At 74.3% G+C, this 26,544-nt stretch carries 17 protein-coding genes and 1 pseudogene; 6 read left to right on the top strand and 12 right to left on the bottom strand.

From position 1 onward, the window contains the following. Positions 1–144 precede the first annotated feature (144 nt). Together ELR47_RS04585 and ELR47_RS04580 are read right to left on the bottom strand one after the other, a co-directional pair. The gene (locus tag ELR47_RS04585) at positions 145–1,275 is read right to left on the bottom strand and encodes a YlbL family protein (RefSeq protein WP_130648825.1); all 1,131 of its coding nucleotides are present in this window, start codon (positions 1,273–1,275) and stop codon (positions 145–147) included. A gap of 53 nt (positions 1,276–1,328) precedes the next feature. Next, positions 1,329–2,396 carry an NAD-dependent epimerase/dehydratase family protein gene (locus ELR47_RS04580; RefSeq protein ID WP_165403843.1) on the bottom strand — a complete coding sequence of 356 codons (1,068 nt, stop codon included), beginning with the start codon at positions 2,394–2,396 and terminating at the stop codon, positions 1,329–1,331. 147 nt (positions 2,397–2,543) lie between these two features. Between ELR47_RS04580 and ELR47_RS04575 the strand changes: the two genes are divergently transcribed. Further along, complete coding sequence (locus tag ELR47_RS04575; protein WP_165403842.1) at positions 2,544–4,046, top strand: zinc-dependent metalloprotease; 1,503 nt, start codon at positions 2,544–2,546, stop codon at positions 4,044–4,046. Here ELR47_RS04575 and ELR47_RS04570 read toward each other — a convergent pair. Next, a complete protein-coding gene (locus tag ELR47_RS04570; RefSeq protein WP_130648822.1) occupies positions 3,998–4,714 on the bottom strand; it encodes a M48 metallopeptidase family protein in 717 nt (238 codons plus the stop codon). The genes ELR47_RS04575 and ELR47_RS04570 overlap by 49 nt on opposite strands. 466 nt (positions 4,715–5,180) lie before the next feature. On the opposite strand from ELR47_RS04570, the gene ELR47_RS04565 reads away from it, so the two are divergent. From ELR47_RS04565 to ELR47_RS04555, 3 genes are all read left to right on the top strand, one after another. Continuing rightward, entirely contained in the window at positions 5,181–5,987 is an 807-nt protein-coding gene (locus tag ELR47_RS04565; protein ID WP_130648821.1) for an HAD family hydrolase, read from the top strand. Further along, on the top strand, positions 5,984–7,066 hold the full coding sequence (locus ELR47_RS04560) for a Fic family protein (RefSeq protein ID WP_130648820.1): 1,083 nt from the start codon (positions 5,984–5,986) through the stop codon (positions 7,064–7,066). Before ELR47_RS04565 ends, ELR47_RS04560 begins: the two co-directional genes overlap by 4 nt. 144 nt (positions 7,067–7,210) lie before the next feature. Continuing rightward, on the top strand, positions 7,211–8,488 hold the full coding sequence (locus tag ELR47_RS04555) for an alpha/beta fold hydrolase (RefSeq protein ID WP_130648819.1): 1,278 nt from the start codon (positions 7,211–7,213) through the stop codon (positions 8,486–8,488). 24 nt (positions 8,489–8,512) lie between these two features. Here ELR47_RS04555 and ELR47_RS04550 read toward each other — a convergent pair whose 3' ends face one another. The 4 genes from ELR47_RS04550 to ELR47_RS04535 form a co-directional block, all read right to left on the bottom strand. Continuing rightward, the gene (locus tag ELR47_RS04550; protein WP_130648818.1) at positions 8,513–9,529 is read right to left on the bottom strand and encodes an alpha/beta fold hydrolase; all 1,017 of its coding nucleotides are present in this window, start codon (positions 9,527–9,529) and stop codon (positions 8,513–8,515) included. Further along, entirely contained in the window at positions 9,526–11,592 is a 2,067-nt protein-coding gene (locus ELR47_RS04545) for a thioredoxin domain-containing protein (protein ID WP_130648817.1), read from the bottom strand. Before ELR47_RS04545 ends, ELR47_RS04550 begins: the two co-directional genes overlap by 4 nt. A gap of 82 nt (positions 11,593–11,674) precedes the next feature. Continuing rightward, positions 11,675–12,766, bottom strand: coding sequence for a S1C family serine protease (locus tag ELR47_RS04540; RefSeq protein WP_165403841.1), 1,092 nt, complete (start codon positions 12,764–12,766; stop codon positions 11,675–11,677). Positions 12,767–12,951: 185 nt separating this feature from the next. Continuing rightward, positions 12,952–14,250 carry an MFS transporter gene (locus ELR47_RS04535; RefSeq protein ID WP_165403840.1) on the bottom strand — a complete coding sequence of 433 codons (1,299 nt, stop codon included), beginning with the start codon at positions 14,248–14,250 and terminating at the stop codon, positions 12,952–12,954. Between the two features lie 171 nt (positions 14,251–14,421). On the opposite strand from ELR47_RS04535, the pseudogene ELR47_RS04530 reads away from it, so the two are divergent. After that, positions 14,422–16,331: pseudogene (locus ELR47_RS04530) on the top strand (carboxyl transferase domain-containing protein). Positions 16,332–16,373: 42 nt separating this feature from the next. Here ELR47_RS04530 and ELR47_RS04525 read toward each other — a convergent pair. Then, positions 16,374–17,930, bottom strand: a complete 1,557-nt coding sequence (locus tag ELR47_RS04525; protein WP_130648814.1) for a peptide chain release factor 3 — start codon at positions 17,928–17,930, stop codon at positions 16,374–16,376. 316 nt (positions 17,931–18,246) lie between these two features. Between ELR47_RS04525 and ELR47_RS04520 the strand changes: the two genes are divergently transcribed. Then, positions 18,247–19,752 carry a SulP family inorganic anion transporter gene (locus tag ELR47_RS04520; protein WP_205745441.1) on the top strand — a complete coding sequence of 502 codons (1,506 nt, stop codon included), beginning with the start codon at positions 18,247–18,249 and terminating at the stop codon, positions 19,750–19,752. A gap of 82 nt (positions 19,753–19,834) precedes the next feature. On the opposite strand, the gene ELR47_RS04515 is transcribed toward ELR47_RS04520, so the two are convergent. From ELR47_RS04515 to ELR47_RS04500, 4 genes are all read right to left on the bottom strand, one after another. After that, positions 19,835–21,844 (bottom strand): S-layer homology domain-containing protein, encoded by a 2,010-nt coding sequence (locus tag ELR47_RS04515; RefSeq protein WP_130648812.1) that lies wholly within the window; start codon positions 21,842–21,844, stop codon positions 19,835–19,837. Positions 21,845–22,059: 215 nt separating this feature from the next. After that, entirely contained in the window at positions 22,060–23,499 is a 1,440-nt protein-coding gene (locus tag ELR47_RS04510) for a methyl-accepting chemotaxis protein (protein WP_130648811.1), read from the bottom strand. Between the two features lie 102 nt (positions 23,500–23,601). Next, positions 23,602–24,642 (bottom strand): class-II aminoacyl-tRNA synthetase family protein, encoded by a 1,041-nt coding sequence (locus ELR47_RS04505; RefSeq protein ID WP_130648810.1) that lies wholly within the window; start codon positions 24,640–24,642, stop codon positions 23,602–23,604. 87 nt (positions 24,643–24,729) lie between these two features. Beyond that, on the bottom strand, positions 24,730–26,529 hold the full coding sequence (locus ELR47_RS04500; RefSeq protein WP_130648809.1) for a diguanylate cyclase: 1,800 nt from the start codon (positions 26,527–26,529) through the stop codon (positions 24,730–24,732). Between the last annotated feature and the right edge of the window lie 15 nt (positions 26,530–26,544).

Genomic DNA, 26,544 nt, shown 5'->3' with positions numbered 1-26,544 from the left:
GTGCGGCACCAGCGCGGATACGCCCGTCCGCGGGAGACTGAGGCTATCCGGACCCCCGTACAGGGGCCAGTTCGCCAAGGTCTCTTCAGCCGGTCGCGCGTGGGCCGGGCGGCCGGAACGCGGCGCCCGTCCGGCCCGGCCCGGTCACCGGGCGGCCGCGGTGTCCCGCGACGCCGCGCCGGCCTCGTCGTTCGCGCCCGGGAGCGCGACGGCGTCGGCGGGCACCTCGTCGCGGGCCAGGGCGTCGAGGGCCGCCAGGGCCTCGTCGAGCGTGCCCACCGGGACCAGCAGCACGTCGCTGGTCACCGGGGTGTCCACGGCCTGGTCGAGATTGCCGCGCGGCACCAGGAAGACGTCGGCGCCGTGGCCGCCGTCGGCCCGCGCGGTCGCGCCCAGCACCTTCTGCTGGATGCCGCCGATCGCGCCGACCTCGCCGTCGCGCGACAGCGTGCCCGTCCCGGCCACGACCGTGCCGTCGGTGAGGTCCTCGGGCCCGAGCGCCTCGACGATCGAGAGCGCGAACATCAACCCGGCGGAGGGCCCACCGATGACCCCGGCGTCGATGACCACCTCGACCGGCAGGTCGAGCTCGGTCGACAGCAGCACGCCGACGTAGGGCCGCAGCGCGTCGTCCGACGCGGCACCGAGCACCACCTCGACGTCGCGGGACGCGTCGCCACGCCGGACCTCGAGCGCCAGCCGGTCGCCGGGCGCGCGGGCCTGCACCGCGGTGACCACGCCGCGGTTGTCCGTGACGGCATGGCCGTCGACGGCCACGATCACGTCGCCGACCTCGAGCTCGTCGGTGACGGCGTCCTCGACCACGGCCGTGACCAGCGCCCCCTCCCCGACGACCTCGAAGCCCAGCTCGTCGAGCGCCGCCAACGTCGCGGTGAGCTGGCTGTCGGCCATCAGCGCCGCGTTGTATTCGGCCACCTCGTCGCGGTCGCTGCCTGGCGGGAAGACCTGGTCGCGCGGGACGGTCTCCACCACCCCCGACGCGCGCGAGCGCAACCACTCGGCGAGGCCGAGGTCCTCGTCGACCGCGACGGTCGTCAGCAGCAGCTCGCCCGTCGACGGGTACGAGCGCGCACCGGAGACCTCGAGCAGGCGCAGGACGTCCTCGGCCGGACCGGGACGCATCGCGACGTAGCAGGCGGGCTGGCTCTGCAGCAGCTCGCACGGCACCAGGCCGCGCGCGAGGGCACCACCGGTCGTCAGCGCGGCGAGCGCGACCACCAGGGAGACCACCACCGACCAGCGACGCACAGCCACTCCGAGTCCGCCCCCGAACGAAAGGAGGGTACCGACGTCGGGTGCCGGTCGGCTCAGCGTTCGAGTCGTCGGCGGTGCTGCTGACGGCGACGGACCTCGCGGGTGGCGAGCACCCCGACCATGCCGGCGGCGGCCAACGACGCCGAACGCACGGTCCGACGCTGGGTGCGCAGTCCCCCCACGGCCACGAACGGGCCGTGTTCGCGCACCATCTCGTCGAGGGCGTCACGGTTGCTGTGGCGCGGTCGCCAGCCGGTCCCGACCAGCTTCGCCGGCGACGCCACCCACGGATGCACGAGGTGGGCGACCATCCCCGGTGGCTGCTCGCCGATGCCGAGCCGCCACAGCCGCTCGGCCAGCGAGATCGCGACCTCCTCGGGCACCGCGACCGTCCGCCGGCCGACGATGGCGGTGACCTCGTCCATCGACAGCCAGCCCTCGGCGGCGACGTTGTAGGCACCGTCGAGGTCGCGGTCGATCACGTGCAGCAACGCGGCCACGAGGTCCTCGACGTGCACGAACTGCAGCGGCGGCTTGTGTCCGCGCACCAGGGTCACCCGCGGCGACTCGAACAGGCGGGTGAGGAAGTTGTCCACCCCGGGCCCGAGCACGATCGCCGGCCGCAGCACGCTCAGCGACAGCTCCGGGTGTGCCTGCGCCCAGGGCCACAGCCAGGCCTCGACCTGCGCCTTGTGCTCGGCGTAGGGGAAGTCGGGGGTGCCCCGCAGCGGACTGTCCTCGGTCAGCGGCAGGTCGTTGTCCGCATGGGCGCCGTAGGCCGCCACCGAGGACACGTACACCAGCCGCCGCACGCCCGCGCGGGCGGCCGCCTCGAACACGCGTCGGCTGCCGTCGACGTTGACCGCACGCATCGCGCGCTCGTCGTGCGACGGGTCGAGCGCGAAGGCGAGGTGGACGACCACGTCGGCGTGGCGGAACGTGTCGGTCAGGTCCGCGTCGCGCACGTCGGCGCGCCGGAACGCCAGCTTCGACGCCTTCAGCCCCCGCGGGGCGTCCAGGTCGAGCCCGTGCACGCGCTCGACGTCGTCGCGACGCTCGAGGGCGGCGACCAGGTGTCGCCCGATGTAGCCCCCGACCCCCGTGATCGCGACGGTGGTCACGTCGCCCTCCTCGGCCGCTCGCCGCGTACCGTAGCGAGGGCCCCGCCCGGGCGAGACGGCCCCGGCCGTCCCGCCGCCGGCCCCAGACGCCGCATCCGGCGCCGATGCCGGGATCCGGCTCCCGATTCCGAACTGATGAGGCCTGTTGTGAGTGACGACCCCCTCCGCCCTGGTGACGACGAGCCCGAAGAGGAGGGCTTCGACCTGAGCGACCTGTTCGGTGCCGGCAGTCCGTTCGGCGGCGAGCTGCCGCCGGAGTTCAACGCCATGCTCGAGAAGCTCGGCGGCAGCGAGGGACTGGCGGCGATGGGCGCCCAGCTCTCACAGCTGTTCGCCGGCGGCATGGGCGCCACGGGACCGGTCGACTGGAACCTCGCCAGCCGCGTCGCGCTCCAGCTGGCGGCCGACGGTGACCGCGGCCCGACCCCCGAGGAGGAGTCCCGGGCCCGCCAGGCGTTCGAGCTGGCCGAGCACTGGCTCGACGACAGCCCGCTGCCGGCATCGCCCGACGCGGGCCGCCTGCTGGTCGCCTCCCGGCAGACGTGGGTGAACGCCGCGCTGGTGGCGCTGCGCCCGCTGGTCGAGCCCGTCGCCCGCGCGTCGAGCGACGCGATGGTCGCCCTGGCGCAGGAGCAGCTGGGCGAGCTCGGACCGGAAGGCCCCGCGGGCCTGCCCGGGCTCGAAGGACTGCCCCCCGGCATCGGTGACTTCCTCGGCAACCTCGGCGGCATGGACCTGGGCGCGATGCTGCGTCCCGCCGGCGCCGCGCTGATGGGGCTGCAGGCCGGCCAGGTCGTCGGCCGCCTCGCGCAGCAGCTGCTGGGCCAGTACGACCTCGGCATCCCCACGGCGCCCCGGGCCGAGGCGTACGTCCTCGCGGTCAACGTCCACCGGGAGTTCGACGGCTGGGACCTCGACCCGATGGAGGTCGCGGTCGTGCTCGCCCTCACCGAGGCCGCGCACCGCCGGCTGTTCCACGCGGTGCCGTGGCTGGAGGCCCACGTGCAGTCGCTCGTGGCCCGCTTCGCCAGCGGCACCACCATCGACGCCGAGCGGATGCGGCAGGTCTCCGAGGACCTGATGATGGGGGTCGACCCGGACGACCCCGACTCCCTGCAGGCCGCGATGGAGCGGGCGGCACAGGTGCGCGTGGAGCCGACCGCCGACCAGCTGCGGGTGCTCGAGCGCCTGCAGGCGGTCGTCTGCCTGGTCGGGGCGTGGGCCCGCCACGAGGCGGCACGCGTCGCCGGCGACCGGCTGCCGGGACAGGGCCGCGTCGAGGAGGTGCTGCGCCGCCGCCGCGCCACCCGCGGTGACGGCGAGGAGCTGCTCGCGGCGCTGCTCGGCCTGGACCTCAAGCCGGCCGACGAGACGGTCGGCGAGTCGTTCGTGCGGGCGGTGGAGGCCGCGCTCGGGCCGCAGGGCCTGCACCGGGCGCTCGCGCACCCGGAGAACCTGCCCGACGCGACCGAGCTCGCCGACCCCTCGGCGTGGCTCGAGCGGACCGCCGAGGACCACGACGTCCCCGACGACCTCAGCGAGCTGCTCAGCGGTGACTTCGGCGAGGCGCCGGTGGAGGGCAGCGCCGAGGAACGCCTGCGTCAGCAGGACGACGACGACGACGCCGACGGGAACTCGTCCCCGTCCTGAGGCGACGACGACGGGTCCGCCGCGGCGGGCCCGTCGCGGTCACCGATCACCGCGGGCAGGCGCCCGTCGTCGTCCGGCATCGCTGCGGCGCGCCCGTCGCCGTCCGGGATCACCGCGGGCAGGCGTCCGTCGTCGCCCGGCGTCGCCGCGGCCAGGCGTCCGGCGTCGTAGCCCTCGAGCCAGCCGCGCGCCCGCTCGGTCGCCGGGTAGCGCCGCACCAGCGCGCGGAACGCCGGACCGTGGCCACGTTCGCGCAGGTGGGCGAGCTCGTGCACCAGCACCGCGTCGAGCACCCAGTCCGGGGCGCTCGCCAGCCGGTCGCTGATCCGGATGTCACGGGTCTCGGGCGTACACGACCCGTGGCGTCGTCCCATGCGTGAGGACCACTGCACGGAGCGGAACGCCACCCCGTCGAGGTAGCGCGCCGCGAGCCGGCGCGCCCGCGCCTCGAGCGCCACGTCGCCGCCGAGCTGGTCACGGCGGTGCCGCCGGGTGATCCTGCCCACGAGCTGCTCGATGAGCCGCTCCTCCTCGGCGGTGCCCAGCCCGGCCGGCAGACGCACCACGACGGCGCCACCGTCCAGCGCGGCCGACGCGCTACGGCGCCGCCGCGGGCTGCGGTGGATCTGCAGCTGCGGGCGGCCCGGCTCGGCGGGTCGGTACTCCACGGCCACGCGTACTCCTTCGTCGCCGGCCTCGCCGGGCCGGGCACCGAGTAGCACAACCTCCCGGGCACGGTCGTCCTCCGGCGTGGCCCGTGCGAGGCTCGCACGAGCCCGGGCGCAGCGCCCGGACCGCGCTCGTCCACAGCGTGTGGACGGAATGTGGACGGCAAGCGGCCGCTGGGACCCCTCCCACCGGCGCCGTCACCCGGACCCACCCGGCACCGCCCCGCGCGATCCCCACCTCGTCCACAGGTGATCCACACCCGAACGGGGTTCTTCCCCAGGCGTTGTGGACGAGTGGGTCGACAGGCCCGCCGACCCGCCCATACGGTGCTCGCGAGGTCCCCAGTACCGGGCCGGCACGACGCTCCACGGGGAAGGGAGCGCCGGGTCGGTACCGGGCTGGGGACGCTCCTTTTGCGCCGACTACCCTCCCCCGGGTCCGTCGTTCGCTGCAGCAGGAGCCACCGTGGCCGAGTCCGGCGCCGCCTTCTTCGACCTCGACCGCACCCTCATCGGGGGGTCGTCGGCCTTCTACTTCGGGATCGCGGCCTGGCGCAACAAGCTCATCCCGACCGGCGACCTGGTCAGTGACGCCGCCAACGCGGTGACCTACAAGCTGTTCGGCGCCACCGACGAACGCTCCGAGGCCGTCCGCGACCGCATCCTGCACGCCGTCGAGGGCGCCGAGCAGTCGGAGCTGCTCGCGCTCAACGAGCACATCATCCCCCGCATCCTCGAACAGGTACGCCCGGAGTCGCGTGGGCTGATCGACATGCACCACGAGGCCGGCCGCGACTGCTACATCCTGTCAGCCTCCCCCGTCGAGCTCGTCGACCCGTTGGCACGTGCCCTGGGCATGGAGGGTGGGCTCGGCACCGTCTCCGAGGTGCAGGACGGTCGCTACACCGGACGCCTGGACGGGCCGTTCCTGTACGGCGAGGGCAAGGCCGAGGCGATCGAGAAGCTCGCGACCGAACGGGGCTACGACCTGCGGCTGTCCTACTCGTACAGCGACTCCGCCTCCGACCTGCCCATGATGGAGATGGTCGGGCACCCGGTCGCGGTCAACCCGGACCGGCCGCTGGAGTCGGTGGCCCACCAGCGCGGTTGGCCGATCGTGATCTTCTCACGCCGGACCAAGCAGGTCGTGAAGCTGACCACCGCCGCGGGCGGCTCCGCCGCGGCGGCGACGGCCACCTACCTGCTCGGTCGCCGTCACGGCCGGATCGTCTCCGAGGCCGCCACCGCCCGGCGTCTGCGGTTGTGGCGGTGAGCGAGGCCGACGTCCGCCACACCGTCGGCGCGCACCTGGCCGGACTGGTGCGACGCGCCGACGAGCTCGCGCGCCTGCTCCCGGAACGCGAGACGGGCGACGAGCGCGTCGAGGCGCGCCGCCGCGAGGCGACGCTGGCGAGCCTGCGGCTGGACGGCTCACCGGTCGCGACCTGGCCCGACCCGGCCCGGCTGGCCGCCCTCGACCCGGACGCCGCTGTCCGGGGCGACGCCGGCGGTGAGGGCACGCGCGGCAGCTGGTTCGACACCATGCGGACCTTCGACGACCCGCCGGACGAGGACCTGCAACTGCGGGAGCTGCGCGGGGTCCTGGCGGCGCTGGCCGCCGACGACCTCGTCGAGGACCTGGCCCGGGCCCCCGCCACGGCCCTGCGGGAGCTGCACCGCCGGCTGACCGTCGGCCTGGTGGCCGGGGACCGCGCCGGTCGGCTCCGCAGGACCGAGCAGGCGGTGCACGACGCCAGCGTGGGCCGCATCGTGTACTTCACCGCCGACCCCGAGGCGCTGCCGGCCGCGTTCGACGCACTGGTGGGCTGGCTCGCCGGACCGGCCACCGAGCTGCCCGTGGTCGTCGCGTCCGGGATCCTGCACCTGCGCCTGCTGCAACTGCATCCCTTCGAGGCCGCCAACGGCCGCCTGGCGCGGGCGGCCGCCCGACTGTGGCTGCGCCGGGGCGCACGGGACCCCCTCGGTCTCGCCGTCCCCGAGCTCGCCCTGGCTCGGGACCCGCTCGGCTACCACGAGGAGGTGGCGCGCAGCAGCCGGCGCCGGGACGCCAGCGTGTGGCTCGAACGGTGGGCCGAGGCCGTCGTCGACGGGCTGCGCGGGTCGGCCCGCGACCTCGGTCTGCTGCGGCCCGAGGTCGACGCCACCGCCCTGGCGCCGCTCGGCACGAACTTCACCGTCGCCGACGTCCGCGACCTGCCCACGGTCGCGGACCTGCCCGCGGCCGTCGAGCAGCTCGAGCGCTGGCTCGACGCCGGCCTGGTGGAACGGGTCCCCGGCAGCCGCGGCCTGCGCTTCCTCGTCCCTGGCCCCGCGGTCGCCGGGAACGGCTGACACCGCTGCCGAAGGGTGGTGACCCCTGCCCGTTCAGCGGTGGTCGACCCGAGCGCCGGGCGACCATCGACCTGGCCGTTCCCTGCCGTTCGACGGGTTCGGGGTCCTACCGTCGCCACTTCCTCCCACGGGAAGTGTTGCGCCATGACCGTCGCGAACTCCACCGGGGCGCCGTCCGTCCCCGACGGCGCGTCGCCGCTCACCCTGCGTGCCCCCGCGACCGACGACGTGCGCGGCGCCTTCCTGCACCTCGCCGAACGCTTCCAGCCCGAGGAGGCCCGCGGCCTCGACGCGCGGTGGGTCATCGATCTGCACGACCACCCCGTCGGGGCGACGACGTTCCACGTCCGCGACGGCAACATCCTGGTCTCGCCCGGCGCCCAGGCGGACCCCGACGCCTGCCTGCGCACGGACGCCGCGACCTGGCTCGACCTCGTCTCGGGCCGCCAGGACGGCGTCGCCGCGTTCCGGGCCGACCGCATCGAGGTCGAGGGCGACCTCAACCTCGCCGCCCGCTTCGAGACCATGTTCGCGCCAGGGCCCGAGGCGCGGCGCCTGCTGCGCACGGTGGAGACCACCGTCAAGGGCGTGAAGCTCGAGTCCCTCGTCGCCGGCTCCGGCACCCCGGTGCTGCTGCTGCACGGCCTGGGGGCCAACAAGGTCTCGTTCCTGCCCCTGCTCGACGGCCTCGCCGACGCCCACGAGGTCCACGCGCTGGACCTGCCCGGCTTCGGCAAGTCCGACAAGCCCCTGCCGACCGGCAAGCGCTACACGATGGCGTGGATGGCCGACGTCGTCCACGGCTACCTGGTCAGCACCGGCCTGCGCCGGGTGCACGTGGTCGGCAACTCGATGGGCGGTCGGATCGCGGTCGAGCTGGCGATGCGACACCCCGAGACGGTGGCGAGCGTCGTCGGGCTCGGGGCCGCCGTCGCGTTCGACGAGTACCAACGGTTCGGGCCACTGTTGCGCTTCACCCGCCCGCACTGGTTCGGTGCCGCGCCGCTCCCGCTGAAGCGCGAATGGGTCGAGGCCGGCATCCGCGAGCTGTTCTGCGAGCCCGACCGGCTGCCGGAGGCCAACCTGCGGGCCGCCACCGAGGACACCTGGCGCTCCCTGCAGGACCCGGCCTCCCGGCTGGCGCTGCTGGCCTGTGCCCGTCACCTCGGGGCCGAGAAGGCCGGGGGGCGACGCTGCTACTGGACGCGCCTGTCGACGCTGCGCACGCCGAGCCTGTGGGTCTTCGGCAGCCGGGACCGGCTGGTCCGCCACCGCTACGCGGCACGGGTCGAGGCGGCGCTGCCCACCGCGACCGTGGACGTCTGGGACGACGTCGGTCACGTGCCCCAGTACGAGGCCCCCGAGCGTGCGACGACGACCGTGCGCGACTGGATCGCCTCGGTCGGCGACGAACGCGCCTGACCCTGCGCACCGTCGGCGCCGCGGTCAGCCCGCGTCGAGGAACCGGCGGACGGCGTCGAGGTACTCGCTCGGCGCCTCCGCCATCGGCACGTGCCCGACGGCCGGCAGCGAGGTCAGCTGCCAGTCGGGGCGCCGCTGTTCGAGGGCGTCGATGACCGCCCGTCCGACGAGGCGGTCGGCGTCGCCCCACACCACCATGGTGGGCACGTGGATCTCCTCGACGGCCTGCACCAGCTCGCGTGAGCGCAGCATCGCCGACACCAGCGACTCGGCCGCGCCGACCAGCCCCTCCCGCCGCCAGGCGTCGTCGCGTCCGGCGGCGAGGTTCTCGAGACCGATCGCCTGCAGCTCCGGCGGCACGCGCTCCGGGTCGCCGTGCAGGAACTTCGCGGTCTGCTCCCACTCGCGTTCCGGGCTGAGCTGGGCCTGCATCGCCCGGACCGCCAGCGAGCCGACGCCGGGCACCAGGAACGGCACGAACCGCAGCAGCGTCGCCGGATGGATCTTGTACATCTTCGCGCGTGCGGTCGGCAGCGCGGGCGAGGCCAGCACGAGCCGTTCGACGCGTTCGGGCGCCCGGTCGGCGAGCAGGACGGCGAGCATCCCGCCCATCGAGTTGCCGTGCACGACCGCGCGTGACCAGCCGAGCTTGCGCAGGAACGCGTGCAGGAACGCCACGTTGGCCGGGATGCGACTCGCCCGCGGGTGCGGGAGCTCGGTCGTGCCGAACCCCGGCAGGTCCGGGGCGGCCACCGGCCCGCGCTCGGCGAGCCCGGGCATCACCTCGATCCAGTTCGTGGCCGATCCGCCGAGCCCGTGGATCAGCAGCTGCGGCGTGCCGTCCTCGGGGCCGTCCGCCCACAGGGTGTGCACGGCGGTCCCGGCGAGGTCGATCGTCTCGCTGCGGACCCCGGCCCAGCGCTCGCTGCGCTCCCCCCAGTCGACGATGCTCCCGTCGGCGGACGTCGACGTCGGCTCGGCGGTCGGTGGCGCCGGCTCGGCGACCGGTGGCGTCGGCTCGGGCGTCGGGTCCGTGGTCATGTGCGCTCCTGGGCGAGCAGATCGGCGAGATCCTCGGGGGTGGTGACGGGACGCTCGCAGGCGAGGCCCCGGCAGACGTAGGCGGCCGGGGCGCCGTCGACCGGCCCACGACCGGCGAGCAGGGGGACGGCGTCGCCGTGGTCCGGTTCGGCCACCACCACCAGCAGTCCCGCACGGGGCGTGGCGTTGGCGACCCGCGCGAGCGCGTCGCGCTGCGGACCGGGCGCGCCCACGATCGCGACCTCCCGTTCGCCGCCGGCGAGGGCCTCGAGCTGGCGGAGCAGCCACCCGTAGCCGGTGGGCGAGCGACGGGCGCCGTCCTGGAACAGCCGCACCCCCTCGTCCGCGCGTTCGCGCCAGTGCAGCTCCCCGGTCGCGCCGGCCAGCAGCCGGCACACCTCGACCATCACCGACGTGCCGGCCGGGGTGGCGTTGTCCCAGGTGTCCTTGGGGCGGGTGAACAGCGCCTCGGCGTCGTGGGCGGTCTGGAACCAGCCGCCCTCCGCGTCGTCGTGGAACCGCTCGTCGGCGTCGCGGGCGAGCGCGAGCGCCCGCGCGAACCAGACCGGCTCCCCGGTGGCCTGGAACAGCTCCAGGTCGGCGAGCGCGAGGCCGGCGACGTCCTCGAGGAAGCCCGGAGCGCCGACGTGGCCGTCCTGCCAGGAGTGGAACAGCTCGCCGTCGACCACCAGGTGCTCGTGCAGGAAGCTGGCGGTCGAGGTGGCGGCGAGCACCCAGCCGGGCTCGTCGAGCAGCCGCCCGGCGCGGGCCAGGCCCCGCACGGCGTAGGCGTTCCAACTGGTGAGGACCTTGTCGTCGACGCCCGGGGGGACCCGGCTCGTGCGACGCTCCAGCAGGGCGAGACGCACCCGCTGCCACTGCTCGTCGAAGGCGTCGGGGTCGAGCCCGCGCTGCTCGGCGAAGCGCTGGCGCGGCACCGGCTCGTGCAGGACGTTGGTGCCCTCCCAGTTGCCGCTCGGGGTGGCGCCGAGGAAGGCGGTCCAGCGGTCGGGGTCGGCGTCGATCGCCTGGAGCACCTCGACCAGCTCGTCGTGGGACCACACGAAGTAGCGGCCCTCGACGCCCTCGGAGTCGGCGTCGGTGGCGGACACGAACGCGCCACCGCTGGTGCGCAGCTCCGTGAGCAGGTAGTCGACGGTGGAACGCGCGACCCGGGCGAGGTCCTCGCCGCCGGTGAGCGCGGCCGCCGTCGCGTAGGCCGGCAGCAGCAGCGCGTTGTCGTAGAGCATCTTCTCGAAGTGCGGGACCAGCCACCGGGCGTCGGTCGAGTAGCGGGCGAACCCGCCGGCGAGCTGGTCGTGGATCCCGCCCCGGGCCATCGCGTCGAGCGCCTGCACGCTCGCGGCGAGCGCGTCGGGGTCGCGGGTGCGGGCGTGGCGGGCCAGCAGCCACTCGATGGTCATCGCCTGGGGGAACTTCGGCGCCCGCCCGAAGCCGCCGAGCTCCCGGTCCCAGGCGCGTTCCAGCACCAGCTGGGCGGCGTCGTCGACGACGGTGAGGTCGACCGCGTCGGCCAGGCTGGCCTCGCGGTGCTCGTCGAGGGCCGTCGCGATCGAGGTGGCCGACTCCAGCACCTCCTCGCGCCGTTCGCTCCAGGCGTCGCTGACCGCGGCGGCCACCTGGGGGAACGAGGCCATGCCGCGCACCGGGCGCTTGGGCCAGTAGGTCCCGGCGTAGAAGGGACGCCCCTGGTGCGGGGTGAGGAACACGCTCATCGGCCAGCCGCCGGAACCGGTCAGCGCCGTCACGGCCTGCATGTACACCGCGTCGACGTCGGGACGTTCCTCCCGGTCGACCTTGACGTTGACGAACCGCTCGTTGAGCAGCGCGGCGATCTCGTCGTCCTCGAAGCTCTCGTGCGCCATCACGTGGCACCAGTGACAGGCGCTGTACCCGACGGACAGGAAGATCGGCACGTCACGGCGCTGTGCCTCGGCGAACGCCTCCTCCCCCCACGGATACCAGTCCACCGGGTTGTCGGCGTGTTGACGCAGATAGGGCGAGCGTTGGTCGGCGAGCCGGTTGGCCACGAGGAGGTCCATCGGTCGTGTACCCGACGAGCAGACCGTAGACACCGGCCGCCGGCCAGCCGCGGCGTTGGCCGATGGTCGGCTGACCCGGGGCTCACCCGGTAGCGTCGGGCAGCTCGTCGAGCGTCACGTCGATCTCCTGCTCCTCGCCGTTGCGGACCACCGACAACGTCACGCTCTCGCCGACGTCGTACTGCCGCAGCGCGCCGAGCAGGTCACCGAGGCTGTCGGTGTCCTCGCCCTCGATCGCGACGATCACGTCGCCCTGGGTCAGTCCGGCCTCCGCGGCGGGCGCGCCCTCCTCCACGGCGCCGACGAGCACCCCGACCTCCCGGCCGATGCCGAACCGCTCCGCGAGCTGCGGGGTCAGACCCACGCCCTGGATGCCGAGGTAGGGATGGGCGACCACGCCGTCGGCGATCAGCTGCTCGACCACGGGGAGCACGGTGGTCGACGGGATCGCGAACCCGAGCCCCTGCGCGACCGCCTGCCCCTGTGGCCCGTCCACCACCGCGACGTTGATCCCCATCACCGTGCCGGCGGCGTCGACCAGGGCGCCGCCGGAGTTGCCCGACGAGATCGCGGCGTCGGTCTGGATCAGCCCGACCAGTGCCGGTCCCCCGTCCGGGGCGGTGGGCAGCGAGCGCTCGACGCCCGAGACGATGCCGCTGGTGGCCGTGTTCTGGAACCCGAGCGGGTTGCCCAGCGCGAGCGCGAGCGCGCCGATCTCGGGCAGGTCCTGCGCGAACCGGGCCGGCGGCAACGGCTCGTCGGGCTCGATGCGCAGCACCGCCAGGTCGGTGCGCACGTCGCTGGCGACCACCTCGGCGGGATAGCGCGACCCGTCGGCGAGCACCACCGTGATCCCCTGCGCCGGCTCGACCACGTGCGCGTTGGTCACGATGTGGCCCTCGGCGTCCCACACCACGCCGCTGCCGGCCCCCTGCCCGACCGCGCCGCCCTGCTGGGCGACGAACTCGATGGCGACGGTCGACGGTGCCACCTCGCGCACCAGCTCGGGCAGGTCGACCCCGGCGGCGGCGCCACCCTCGACGACCTCGTCGTCCACGACCGGCGCGTCCGGCTGCGTGGTGGCCTGGTCGTCGACCGGGTCCGGTTCCTCCTCGGCCGGGTCGCACGCCACCAGGGCGAGGCCGAGCGCGGCCGCGGCCGTCAGCCGCCGCACCGGGCGGGTCCGCGCCGGGCGGGCCGACGTCGACGCGCTCCACGCCGGCTGATCACCGGCCGGGGACGACGCGCAACGGACTCGGACGCGACCGGACATGCGGGCTCCTGGCAGGACGGCGTCCGCAACGTACGCAGCCGCCCGGAGCGCGCCCCGGCCGGCTGGTCATGTGACCGCGGCCCACGTCACGACCCGAGGTCGTCGCGGGGTCCGGGTTGCGCGGGCCGGGCGGCGTCCGGGGCGGGACGCGGGGTGGGTGCGAACAGGCCGAACACCGCGATGCCGAGCGGGAGCACGAGCAGCGCGAGCAGGACCTGCACGTAGCTGCCGGTGAGGTCCCGGCCCAGGGACAGCGCCAGCGGGCCGAAGGCCGTCGAGGCGACGCTGATGGAGGCCACCACGCCGCGGATGGCCCCGAGGTTCGGGATGCCGAACAGCTTCGGGAACGACGCCGCCTCCAGCGCCCGCGCCGACGAACCGGCCGCGCCGATGAGCATGCCGTAGCCGACCGCCGACCACCCCGGCGACACGAACGGCACCGCCACCATCGCCCCGGCCATGGCGAGCATGGAGACCAGCAGGACCCACCGGGCCGCGAAGCGGTCGACCATGCTGCCGACGAGCAGCGTCGCACCGATCGAAGCCACGGTCTGCGGCAGGAAGTTGGCCGCCGCCTCGACCGGGGTCAGCCCCTGCTCGCCGAGCAGGTCGATCTGGTGGAAGGCGAGGCCCGTGCCGATCATGCCGGTCGTGGCGACGGCACCCGAGACCGCCCAGAACATCGGGGTCCTGAGGGCCTGCGCCCGGGTGAAGGCGGGCCCGGTGGCCGGACGCCCCGCGGGGTCCCCCGCGTCGGTCGGGACCCCGTCGACGTGCTGGCCCACGTCGGCCGGACGGTCGATCAGCCCACCGAGGGCGATGGGCAGCACGACGGCCCACACCGCGACGGCCAGCACCAACCACGCCAGCCGCCAACCGGTGATCTCGATCACGTACGCCGAGACGATCGGGACCAGCGACAGCAGTCCGCCGCCCGCGGCGGTGGCGACGCCGATCGCGAACCCCCGCCGCCGGTCGAACCACGGTGCGACCGAGGTGGTCGACACCAGGCTCAGGCCGCCCTGCCCGAACATCCGGATGCCGGCGAACCCGATCGTCAGCGTGACGAGCCCGACCACGCCCGACATCGCGGCGAGCATGACGCCGAACAGCCCGCCGACGACCGCCATGGCGAAGCGGGAGCCCCGTTCGTCGAGCAGGCGCCCGATGCGGGGCATCGTCGTCGCACCGACGAGCGTGCCGACCAGGTAGGCCGTGGAGACCTGCGAGCGGGTCAGGTCGAGGCCCGCCATCAGGTGGTCCACGAACACGCTGACGCCGGCCGTCTGGCCCGGGCCCGTCATCCCGAGGCCGATGGCGGCGAGCACGACGATGCGCCACCCGGAGAAGCGGGTGGACGGGCGGGGCGGGAGGGGTGCGAGCACGGGCAGACCGTCGAGGGAGCGGGGCGGGGCGCCCGAGGAGGAGGTGCGCACCGGAGGGGCAGGTCCGGAGGCGGGAAAGCGGTCGATCGTAACCGTCCGTCGCGACCGCTTCGGACGAGATCCGTCGAACGCCAGCCGGTCTAGCCTCGTCGGCCGAGCGGGAGGCAGGGCATGGCGACACGCGGCGTCGAGAGTCCGGTTGGCGGGACCGTCACGTCGATCGCGGTCACGGCCGGCGGGACCGTGTCCGCGGGCGACCTGCTCGTCGCCGTCGAGGTCATGAAGATGGAGCATCCGGTGACCGCGCCGTCGGACGGCACCGTCGACGCCGTCCTGGTCGAGCTCGGCGCGCTGGTCGAGGCCGGGACGCCGCTCGTCCGGCTGGCGCCGCTCGAGGCCGCCGACGCCCCGGCTCCCGACGTCCCGGCTCCCGACGTCCCGGCAACCGACGTCCCGGCAACCGACGTCCCGGCTACCGACGTCCCGGCTACCGACACGGCGGTCTCCGACACCGGGGACGGGGACGTCCCCGACCGGCAGGACCTCGCCCGGCTGCGGGAGCGACGCGCCCGCCTGCGCGACGACGCGCGCCCCGACGCCGTGGCCCGACGACACGCGCAGGGCTCGCGCACGGCCCGGGAGAACGTCGCGGCACTCCTCGACCCGGGCAGCTTCGTGGAGTACGGCGGGCTGGCCGTCGCGGCGCAGCGGCGCCGGCGGGACCTCGACGACCTGCTCGCCAGCACGCCGGCCGACGGGCTGGTCACCGGCATCGGCACGGTCCACGCCGACCGGCTCGACCCCGAACGCTCCCGGGTGGCCGTCGCCGCCTACGACTACACCGTGCTGGCGGGGACGCAGGGCCAGACCAACCACGCCAAGCTCGACCGCCTGCTCGGGTTGTGCGAGCGGCTGCGTCTGCCGCTGGTGGTGTTCGCCGAGGGCGGCGGTGGCCGGCCCGGCGACACCGACGGCCTGGGCGCCTCCTGGCTCGACGTGACCACGTTCGGCGCGTTCGCGCGACTGTCGGGCCAGGTGCCGCTGGTCGCGGTGGTCAACGGCCGCTGCTTCGCCGGCAACGCCGCGTTGGCGGGCTGCGCCGACGTCGTGATCGCCACCCGCTCGGCGCGCCTGGGCATGGCCGGCCCGGCGATGATCGAGGGTGGCGGTCTGGGGCGGGTCGACGCCGACGACATCGGTCCGGCGTCGATGCACGCCCGCACCGGGGCGGTCGACGTGCTCGTCGACGACGAGCTCGCGGCCGCCGCGGTCGCCCGCCGCTACCTCGGCCACCTGCAGGGACCGCACGCGACCGGCACCGCCGCCGACCAGGCCGCGCTGCGCGACGCCGTCCCCGAGCACCGCAAGCAGGTCTACGACGTGCGCGCGATCGTCGAGCGGCTGGCCGACGTCGACAGCGTGCTCGAGCTGCGGCGCGACGCCGCGCCCGGCATGGTCACCGCGCTGGCCCGACTCGGCGGACGCCCGGTCGGGATCCTCGCCAACGACCCGACGCACCTCGGCGGCGCGATCGACGCCGACGGCGCCGACTCCGCCGCACGGCTGCTCGGGCTGTGCGACGCGCACGGACTGCCGGTGGTGGTGCTGTGCGACACGCCCGGGTTCATGGTCGGCCCCGACGCCGAGGAGGCCGCGGGCGTACGCCGCTTCGGCCGGCTGTTCCTCGCCGGGGCGAACCTGTCGGTGCCGCTGCTGGCGGTGGTGCTGCGCAAGGCCTACGGGCTCGGGCCCAGGCGATGCTGGGCGGCTCCCTGCGGGCGCCGGTCGTGACGCTGGGCTGGCCGACCGCGGAACTCGGACCCATGGGACTCGAGGGGGCCGTCCGGCTCGGCTTCCGTCGGGAGCTCGAGGCGATCCCCGACGCGCAGGAGCGGGCCGCGCGGGAGCGCGAGCTCGTGGCCGCCGCGCAGGCGAACGCGAGCGGCCTCAACGTGGCCACCTACGCCGAGATCGACGACGTCGTGGACCCGGCCGAGACCCGCGACCGGCTCGTCGCCACGCTCGCGGCCGCGGCGGGCGACGTGCCGGCACCGACCCGCCGCCACGTCCCCGTCTGGTGACCCCACCACCGCCCGGCACGCTCGTCGCCCGACGGTGGGAGCTCAGCTGAAGACGACGTTGTCCAGCCGGAGCTCGGGGTGGTCCGCACGGACCCGCTCCGCGACCCAGCGGCTGCGGAACAGGGCCATCGGCACGTCGTCGGAGCGGTAGTAGACCGACACGTCGCGCAGCGTGCGCAGCTTGGGAACCGAGGCCTCGTCGGTGGCCCGGGCCGACTCGTAGGTCGCCGCACGCAGGCGGACCGGCGCACCGAACTCGTGCTCGAGCCGCCAGGTGGCGACGTCGAACTGCAGCTGCCCGACCGCCGCCAGCAACGGCTCCTGGTCGCCGAGGTCGGGGTGACGCAGCACCTGGATCACGCCCTCCTGGTCGAGCTGCTCGAGGCCGCGGCGGAACTGCTTGACCTTGCTGCGATCGGCCGGCGTGCACACCGAGAAGTGCTCGGGCGTGAACGTCGGCGGCGGCGGGAACTCGACCCTGGCGCCGTCGAAGAGCGTGTCGCCGATGCGCAGGTCGGTCGCGTTGACCAGGCCGACGATGTCCCCCGGGTAGGCGACGTCGACCGTCTCGCGCTCGCGGCCGAACACCTGGTGGGCGTACTTGGCCACCACCCGTTTGCCGTTGCGGGCGCAGGTCAGGGCGGTCCCGCGCTCGAAGGTGCCCGAGCACACCCGCACGAACGCGAGCCGGTCGCGGTGCCGCGGGTCGAGGTTGGCCTGCACCTTGAACACGAAGCCGGAGAACGGGTCGTCGATCGCGCGGCGGTCGCCGTCGCGCGTCTCGCGCGGACCCGGCGGGGGGGCCAGTCCCGCGACCGCGTCCAGCAGCAGCCGGACGCCGAAGTTCGCCAGGGCCGAGCCGAAGAACACCGGCGTCGACTCCCCGGCCAGGAAGCGCTTGACGTCCACGTCCTTGCCGAGCTCGTCGAGCAGCGCGAGTTCCTCGCCCGCCATGCCGGACGGGTCGAGCGCGTCGCGCCACGGTTCGGACGACTCGGCGCCGGCCCGGCTGCCGTGGGCGGAGTCGCCGTAGGCGTGGAAGCTCGCGTCCCGGCGGTCGACGACTCCGGTGAACCGGCCCTCGGGCACCACCGGCCAGGTGACCGGGTGGGCGTCGATGCCCAGCTTGGCCTCGATGTCGTCGAGGATCTCGAGCGGCTCGGGAGCCGGGCGGTCCATCTTGTTGACGAAGGTGATGATCGGCGTGCCGCGGCGGCGGCAGACCGCGTAGAGCTTCTCGGTCTGCGGCTCGACCCCGTTGACGGCGTCGATCACCATCACCGCGGCGTCCACGCCCGAGAGCACCCGGTAGGTGTCCTCGGAGAAGTCGCGGTGTCCCGGGGTGTCGAGCAGGTTGAACACGTGGCCGTCGTGCTCGAAGCGCATGACCGCCGAGCTGACCGAGATGCCGCGCTTCTGTTCGAGCTCGAGCCAGTCGGAGGCGGTGGAGCGCTCGACCTTGCGGCTCTTGACCGCACCGGCCTCCTGGATCGCGCCACTGTAGAGGAGGAACTTCTCCGTCAGCGTGGTCTTGCCGGCGTCGGGGTGCGAGATGATGGCGAACGTGCGCCGCCGTGCCGCCTCGCGCTGCGGGTCCATGGTGTCTTTCCTGCAAGAGAACGGACGGGTTCGTTCCGGCGCCCCCGGAGCAGCCTCGTGCCCGTCGCCGGTCGAGGTGGCGGCACCGTCGGCATCGAAGGTAGCCCGCAGCGCCCCCGCCCCCGACCAATTCCCATCCTCCCGCCCGGCCTGCCGCCACCGGCGCTCCGGTACGGTCGCGCGGCGTCCGGATCGAGATCCTGCTGGCAGCCGCTCTGGGGACCCACGGACGTTGCTCCCCTTTCGTCGCACCGCGGCTCGCCATGGATCCCGCCAGGGTTGTGTGCCGCGCGTGCCCGTACGTTGCGAGACCCCCGTGCCGCAGATCCGCTCCCGAACCACCGCCGACCCCCGCCCGCGGTCGGCCCGCCTGCGCGAACAGTGGTGGCAGGACCCCAGGACCGAGCTGCTCGCCGGCCTGGTGGTCGCGCTCGCCCTGATCCCCGAGGCCATCGCCTTCTCGCTGATCGCCGGCGTGGACCCGAAGGTCGGCCTCTACGCCTCGTTCTCCATCGCGATCATCCTCGCGTTCGCCGGCGGTCGTCCGGCGATGATCTCCGCCGCGACCGGCGCGATGGCACTGCTGATGGTGCCGCTGGTGCGCGAGCACGGGGTCGAGTACCTGTTCGCCGCCACCGTCGTCACCGGCGTGCTGCAGCTGGTGCTCGGCTGGCTCGGCATCGGCAACCTGATGCGGTTCGTGCCGCGCACGGTGATGACCGGGTTCGTCAACGCCCTGGCCGTGCTGATCTTCCTCGCCCAGTTGCCCTACGTCGTCGAGGAGGGTTGGGCCGTGTGGGCCATGGTCGCGGGCGGCCTGGCGATCATGTACGCCCTGCCGCGGATCACCAGGGTCGTTCCGGCGCCGCTGGTCGCCATCGTCGCGCTGACCGCCGTCGCCGTCGCCTTCGACGTGCGCGTCCCGACCGTCGGCGGGATGGGTGAGCTCCCCGACACGCTGCCGGTGCTCGGCATCCCGGCGGTCCCGCTGACGCTCGAGACCCTGCAGATCGTGGCGCCCTACGCGCTCGCCCTCGCCTTCGTCGGCCTGCTCGAGTCGCTGCTGACCGCGCAGCTGCTCGACGACGTCACCGGCACCCCGTCCGACAAGGGCCGCGAGTCGCGGGCGCAGGGCCTGGCCAACGTCGCCACCGGGTTCCTCGGCGGCATGGCCGGCTGCGCCATGATCGGCCAGTCGATGATCAACGTGCGCTCCGGTGCACGCACGCGCCTGTCGACGCTGTCCGCGGGCGTGTTCCTGCTGGTGCTGATCCTGCTGCTCGGTGACCTCGTGGCGCTGATCCCGATGGCGGCGCTGGTGGCCGTCATGGTGGTCGTGGCCGTCGCGACCTTCGAGTGGAGCAGCCTCAAGCTCAACACGCTGCGACGGACGCCGAAGACCGAGACGCTGGTCATGCTCGTCACCGTCGGCGTGGTCGTCGTCACCCACAACCTCGCCTACGGCGTGATCGCCGGGGTGCTGCTCGCCATGGTCGTCTTCACCCGCCGGGCCGCGCACCACGCCCGGATGTTCCGGGTGCTCGACCCCACCGGGCGCGTCCGCAGCTACGTGGTCATGGGCGAGCTGTTCTTCGCCTCCGCCAACCAGCTGGTGCACGAGTTCGACGTCACCGAAGCGGTCGACGAGGTGGTCATCGACCTGCACCAGGCCGAGGTGTGGGACTCGTCGGCGGTCGTCGTGCTCGACGGCATCGTGGCCCGCTTCGCCGCCCGCGGCGTGCCCGCCACGATCGTGGGGCTCTCCGACCACAGTGCCGAGCTGCACGAGCGGCTCACCGGGCAGCTCACCGCCGCCCACTGAGCACCTCGTACGGCGGCCACGGCCCTCCGCGAGAAGGGCCGTGGCCGCCGTCGTTCGTTGTTCCTTGGTGGGGGAAGCGGGCTCAGACCTGCGCGACCGGGAGCGAGCAGTGCGCCCCGAACGTCGCCGGATCCGCCACCCGTGCATCGAAGCTGGCGGTGCTGATCGCCGCCACGGGCGCCGGCAGGGTGTCGTCGTCGGACGCGACCCGCACGCCGATGCCGTGGACGTCGTTGACCAGGCCGCCCTCGGCGTTGGTGACCGGTGCCTGGCGCAGCACGCCGAGTCGCCGTCCGCTGGCGACGTCGACCACGGCGACGCCGGGCTGCTGGCCGCTGGCGGCGTGGATGGCCCCCGACCGGGGTGTCGGCCCCCGCTGGGTGACGTACAGCAGTCGACCGTCGGGGCTGTAGTCGAGGATGTCGGGCGTGTCGGCGATCGCCGGGATCCGCCGCGTCACCTCGAGGGTCTCGGCATCGATGACCAGGGCGTTGTCGGTGAGGCGGTTGACCTGCCAGTACTCGCTGCCGTCACGCGTGACGCGCAGGCCGTGGGCGTCGAACCCCTCGGTGTCGCGGACGTCGAGCAGCTCGTAGGTCCGGGGGTCGATGACGTACCACTCGCCGTTGCTGTCCGCGCCCGGCTCCACCCGGCCCGACCAGTTGACGATCACCCGGTCCTCGGTCACCGAGATCCCGCAGTTGGCCCGCACCTGCTGCGGGTCGAAGGCCGCGTCGGGCACCAGCGTGCCCGAGGCGAGGTCGAGCACCACCAGTGCGCCCTGGTTCCAGCTCGGTCCGAGCGTGATCCAGGCCTGCGACGAGTCGGCGGTGTACTGGTGGCAGATGGGACTGTACGACGGGTACTCCCAGCCGTTGGCCGCCTCGAGCGGCGCCACCAGGTCCTCGAGCTGCAGCTCCCGGCCGATCGCGAAACCCGGCTCGTCGGCGTCGAGGTCGAGCGGGATCTCGACCATCTTGCGCGCCTGCGCCGGGATGGGGGCGCCGTAAGGGTCGGTCGGGTTCGCGCGGGTGCTGTGTCGGCCCGCCGTGCCGATGACCGCGACCCACACGGCCGAGTCGTCGGGGGTGACCGCCGCCATGTGGCTGCCGGGACCGGTGGGCAGCACCTCGACGACCTGCTTGCTGCGGGCGTCGACGACGATGGTCACCCCACCGGCGGTCGCGGCCACGAACGCGTAGCGCTGCCGGGAGTCGAACTCGATCATGTGCGGCACGGTGAACTGCCCCGTGGGCGCGGCCGCGAAGCCAGCGTCGCGCAGCGCCTGCGGGCGCACGTCGATGGTGACGAGCTCCTCGAACCCGGCGTCGCCGTCGTAGACGTGGATGCGGTCGGTGCCCTGGTCCAGCGCCCACACCTCGCCGCCGGCGGTGCGCACGTCGGCCCGACCGATCTCGGCGAGCAGGCGGGTCACCACGCTGGCGGCCTGGTCACGACGGGTGACGGCCCCGGGCGCGAAGGTGCTGTCCCGTCGGCCCAGCAGCAGCCACTGCTCGGCGGCCGCGTCGACGTTGGCGCGGTGCGCGGCCGAGGCGACGTCCGGGAAGGCGCCGCGCGCGGCGGCCAGCACGTCCAGGCCCCGGGCGTGCGACAGCGCCCGGACCATCAGGCTGGCGAACTGCTCGCGGGTGACCGGCGCGTCGCCGCCGAACGAACCGTCGGTGCGGCCCTGCACCACCCCGACGGCCTGCAGGCGCCGCACGTTGTCACGGTGGGCCGCCGCGACGTCGCCGAATGCGCTCCCCTCGTCGGGCGCCGGCAACGTCACCCCGCCCTGCTCGAGGGCCCGGGCCACCAGCGAGGCGGCCTGCGCCCGCGTGACGGCGCGCTCGGGCGCGAAGCGTTCGGCGGTGACCCCGCGCACGAGGTCACGCGCGTGGGCGCAGTCGATCGCGTCGGCGTGGGCCGTGCCCGCGACGACGTCGACGAAGGGCGCACGGGGCACCGCCTCGCCGCACGGCCCGTCGCCGGGGGCGTGCCCGGCCGACGCCGTCGAGGCGGCGACGGGCGCGACACCCGTCGACACCGCCAGTGCCGCGGCCAGCACCGCGGAGGTCCATCTGCGCCGCATGGGCGTACTCCTCGTGTTCGGGGACACGGGAGGGCACACGCCCACCACCGGCACGACACCGGGATCCCGTGCGGCGAACGCTACGGAGACCTCCGTGCGCCGAGGAACGGGTGGGGAGCAAACGGTGCGAACCCGGCACGACCCGCCGCCCGGCAGCGCGGGCGACGGGTCGTCGGTCGGGGTCGTCGGTCGGGGTCGCCGGGCGGGCTCGCCGGTCAGACGCGCGCCGGTGCCGGGCGTGCCGCGGCACCGTCGACCAGGCGCTGCAGGTCGCGTGCCAGGGCGCCGAGCTGGTCGGCGGCGGCGAGCGTGCTGGCGGCGGCCGAGCCGGACCCGCGGGAGGCGTCGGCCACGCCGGCGACGTTCTCGGCGATCTGTGCACTGCCGGCCGCGGCCTCGGCGACGCTCCGGGCGATCTCGTGGGTCGCGGCGGTCTGCTCCCCGACGGCCGCGGCGATGGTGGCCTGCAGCTGCGCGACCCGCCCGATGACCTCCTCGATCCGCTCGATGGAGGCGACCGCGCCCTCGGCGTCGGCCCGGATCGCCTCGATGCGGCGCGTGATCTCCTCGGTCGCCTGGGCGGTCTGGGTGGAGAGGTTCTTCACCTCGCCGGCCACGACGGCGAACCCCTTGCCGGCCTCGCCGGCACGGGCCGCTTCGATGGTGGCGTTGAGGGCCAGCAGGTTGGTCTGCTGGGCGATCTCGGCGATGGCCTCCACGACCCCGCCGATCTGGGCGCTGGAGTGCCCCAGCGCCGCCACGGTCGTGCTGGTCTGGGCGACCACGGCGACCGCCTCCTCGGCGACCTGCGACGCCTGGCTGGCGCTCGTGGCGATCTCACTGGTGCTGGCGTTCATCTCCTCCACCGCGGTCGCGACCGTCGCGACGTTCGCGGACACCTGCTCGCCGGCGGAGGCCGCCACCGAGGCCTGGTCGGTCACGGCGTCGACCGAGCCGGCGAGGTCGCCGCTGACCTGTCCGAGGTCGAGCGCCTGGCCGTCGAGGGTCGCGGCGGCCCGCTGCAGGCGCCGCGCGATCGACCCGGCGACGAGCCAGCCGAAGCCCATCGCGGCCGCGGCGACGGTCGCCATCGCGGCCAGCGTCGCGACCCGGTTCGCGCTCGAGGCGGCGTTGCCGTCGGCCTCGGCCGTGTCGGCCGTGGCCTGCTGCGCGGCGGCGTAGTCGGTGGCCAGCTCCAGGGCGTGCGTCGTCGACGGCTCGACCGCCGCCTCGAAGCGTTGCCGGGCACCGGCCTCGTCCCCGGCGGCGAGCCGGGTCATGACGTCGGCGACCTGCGTCTCGAGGTCGACGCTCGCCGTGACGAGTTCGGCGGCCAGGGCCGAGTCACCGACCTCCAGCTCGTCGAGGAGTGCCTGCGCCTGCGCCTGCGCCGCCGCCTGCGCGCGCTGGTGCGTGTCGCGTTCGGTCGGTTCGTCGGCCAGCAGCATCTTGGCGAGCTGGCCGTCGCGGTGCAGCAGGGCGATCCGCAGCTCGTTGGCGACCTGCACGTTGGCACCGGACTGTTCCCGGGCGGCGGCCGTGCTGCGGGCGATGCCCTCCGAGTCCGACACCCGCCAACCGGCCACGGCGAGGAACACGAGGATGAGGAGCGCGAAACTGCCCAGCAGGCGGGCTCGCAACGACAGGGTGTGCACGGGGCTCCTCCATGAGCGCTGATCCGGCAGGGAGGACCGCCCTGTCGGCACCGCTGCGCAGGAACCAAGCGCTACCGCGCGGTACCGCTCGTCACCGGGTGCTCAGGCGGTGTGCGCGGAGGAGCGCTCCTGGACCTCACGGGTCGCCGCCTCCGGGTCCTCCCGCCCGGCAGCCCTGGCGTAGGCGTCGCGCTCGAGGCGGTAGAGGTTGCGACGCACGTTGTTCCACTCCTCCTTGTCGAGCTGGAGGGTGGCCAGTTCCTCGGCGAGCTGCCGCAGCTCGTCGAGGTCCGGCTCGTCACCGTTCTCGAGCTGCTCGCGCTGCTCGCGCATGCGGTCCTCGATCCGCTGCGAGGCGTCGTCCCAGGTGAAGTAGACCACCCGCTCGTCGAGTTCCTCGGCCAGCACGGCCAGCACCCGGGTCGCCGGCTTCTGGTCGCCGATCACGGACAGGTCGGCGGCGTGCACGGTCACCTCGAACCAGTTGCCCCCCGCGTCGTGCCCGCGGATCGCCTTCATCTTGTCGGCGACGTCGCGACAGAAGATGTGCCCGAGCACGAAGCCGAGCAGGCGGAACATGCTCTTGATGGACCGCTCGGGCTCGGTGACCTCCGCCTCGATCCCCCGGCGTCGCAGCGAGGCGACGACGTGGTCGACGGCGGCGTCGTAGGTGCCGCTCGGGATCATGACCATCATGCGCTCGACGCTGAAGCGCCGGATCAGGTACGAGGTCTTGACGAACGGCACCACCACGATCACGCCGCACACGGCCAGCCCGATGACCGGCGTGTACCAGAAGCCGTGCCACAGGTGCTCCCACGTGGAACGGGTGCGTCCGCCCTCGTTGTTGTGCATCCGGCTGACGGTGAGCCCCACCACGAGCGGGATCACCAGCGCGGTCCCGAGCGCGATCCAGCGGATCAGCTGGTCGTCGTCGGGCGCGAACGGGATGATCATCTCCCCCAGCTGCGGGAAGGCGATGGCGGCGACGACCGGCACCCAGGTGATCGACAGCAGGCCGACGGCCGCCATCTTGTCGTCGTCGCGCGACGGCATGCGGCCGAAGAACGCCATCGTGGCCAGCCCGAAGACCTTGCTGAAGGTCTTGGCGATGCCGTACACCACGACACGAACGAACGGCACGGTCGTCCCTTTCCGAGGTCGGATCGACCGTAACGCCTCGCTCCCGCGACCCGCCCCGAACGGCACCGACCGCGAGGACGGGCGGGTTCACGCGGGCAGGAGGCTGACCTCGTCCACCTCGACGCGGTTGCGCCCGTTGCGCTTGGCGGCGTACAGGGCCCGGTCGGCCGCGCCGACCAGCTCGTCGGCGGAGCAGCCGAGTGCGGGCACGCTGGTCACGCCGAAGGACGCGGTCACCTTCGCGAAGCCCTGGCTGCCGGCGAACACCCGCTCGAGCGCGGCCCGCAGGCGTTCGGCCAGCTGCTGGGCGTCGTCGACCGTGCCCTCGCGTACCAGCACGGCGAACTCCTCGCCGCCGTAGCGGTAGACGGTGTCGCTGCTGCGCACCATGCCGGCGAGCGTCTCGCCGATCATGCGCAGGACCTCGTCGCCGTGCAGGTGCCCGTAGGTGTCGTTGAGCTGCTTGAAGTGGTCGACGTCGAGCAGCAGGAACCCGAGCGGCCGGCCGTAGCGCTTGCTGCGCTCGAGCTCGACCTGCAGGTCACCGTCGAGGCGGCGCCGGTTGAACAGCTGGGTCAGCGCGTCGACCTGGGCCAGCTCCTGCGACTGGTGGTGCAGACGCGCGGCCTCGAGGGCGGCGGCGCCGTGGATCGCGAGCGTCTCGAGCGGCTCGATGAGGTCCTCGACGAGGTCCGTCGGCGCATCGGTCAGCTCGAGCACGCCGACGACCCGGCCACCGACGATGAGCGGGAAGGCCCAGCCCGGGTGGTCGCCGACGACGACGGCGGGTCGGGCGTCACGGGCGGCCAGTCCGACACCACCGTCGCCGACGCCGACGGGCGGGAGGTCCGGCGTGGTACCGCGGGGCCGGCTCGAGTCGTGGATCGCGACCAACGACGACCCGTCGCTGATCCACACGACGGCGCGCTGCACGTCGGCGATGCGCTTGGCGGCCTCGGCCAGCGTCTCGGCGACGTAGCGCACGTTGAGGCTGCCGGCGATCTCGCGGGCGACGTCGAGGATCGAGCGCAGGACGGTCGCGGCCCGCTCGGTGTGCTGCTGCTCGCGCAGCAGTGCCGCCCGGTCGCGGCGCAGCTGCTCGCTGGCGTCCTCGAGCCCACGGGCCAGCGCCTGCAGCTCGGCCGGCCCGTCGAGGTCGTGGACCTCGGGCGCGTGCCCGGCCGCGAGCCGGTCCATGCCGGCGAGCAGGTCGGTGATGGGACGGGCGACCGCGCCGGCGAGCCGACGCGAGGCGTGCCGGGCGATCAGCGCCACCACCACCACGAGCAGCAGGGCGCCGCCGAGCCCGGCCGACAGCGCCGAACGCTCGGCGTGCAGCGCGACGTCGCGGCGGGCGGCGGCCTGGTCGATGGCGGTCTGGTGGGTCACCCGGTAGCGGGCGAACAGCACGCTGCCCTCCTGCAGCAGGCGCGACCGCTCGACCGTGCCGAGCCCGGTGCGGTCGAGGGCGCGGGCCTGTTGGGCCCACTGCTGCAGCCAGGCCTCCTGGGCGAGCCGGAGGTCGAGGATCGACCGGTCGAGGGCCGCGTCGTTGCCGAGCAGGTCGGCGAAGCCGCCGGCCGCCCGGTCGACGGTCGCCCGCCCGTGGTCGGCGACCGCGAGGTACTCGTCCTCCCCGGTCGCGATCCAGCCCGACAGGCCCGACTCCATGTCGACCATGCCCTCGTGGGCCTCGCGCATCGTGCGGGTGACGACGGTGTCCTGACGTACGTCGGGGTGCAGGAACGCGAGCACGACCGTGGACAGGACGGCGAGCACCAGCAGCAGCGCGACGACCGCGGCGAGCACCCCACGGAACGACCGCCGCAGGTCGGCGACGAGCCCACGCGCGGGGCGGGGCGGTCGGGACGGGCGCGACAGGGACATGCGGGTTCTCGGCAG

The sequence above is a fragment of the Egicoccus halophilus genome (assembly GCF_004300825.1).
In the GTDB taxonomy this organism is placed as follows: Bacteria; Actinomycetota; Nitriliruptoria; order Nitriliruptorales; family Nitriliruptoraceae; genus Egicoccus; species Egicoccus halophilus.
The sequence above is the reverse complement of the archived record's forward strand: the minus strand, read 5'-3'. Positions and strand labels throughout refer to the sequence as shown.

Excerpts from the sequence above, each read along its gene's own strand:
- ELR47_RS04555 (WP_130648819.1), top strand. The coding sequence starts at position 7,211 with ATGACCGTCGCGAACTCCACCGGGGCGCCGTCCGTCCCCGACGGCGCG.
- ELR47_RS04550 (WP_130648818.1), bottom strand. The coding sequence starts at position 9,529 with ATGACCACGGACCCGACGCCCGAGCCGACGCCACCGGTCGCCGAGCCG.
- ELR47_RS04545 (WP_130648817.1), bottom strand. The coding sequence starts at position 11,592 with ATGGACCTCCTCGTGGCCAACCGGCTCGCCGACCAACGCTCGCCCTAT.
- ELR47_RS04525 (WP_130648814.1), bottom strand. The coding sequence starts at position 17,930 with ATGGACCCGCAGCGCGAGGCGGCACGGCGGCGCACGTTCGCCATCATC.
- ELR47_RS04515 (WP_130648812.1), bottom strand. The coding sequence starts at position 21,844 with ATGCGGCGCAGATGGACCTCCGCGGTGCTGGCCGCGGCACTGGCGGTG.
- ELR47_RS04500 (WP_130648809.1), bottom strand. The coding sequence starts at position 26,529 with ATGTCCCTGTCGCGCCCGTCCCGACCGCCCCGCCCCGCGCGTGGGCTC.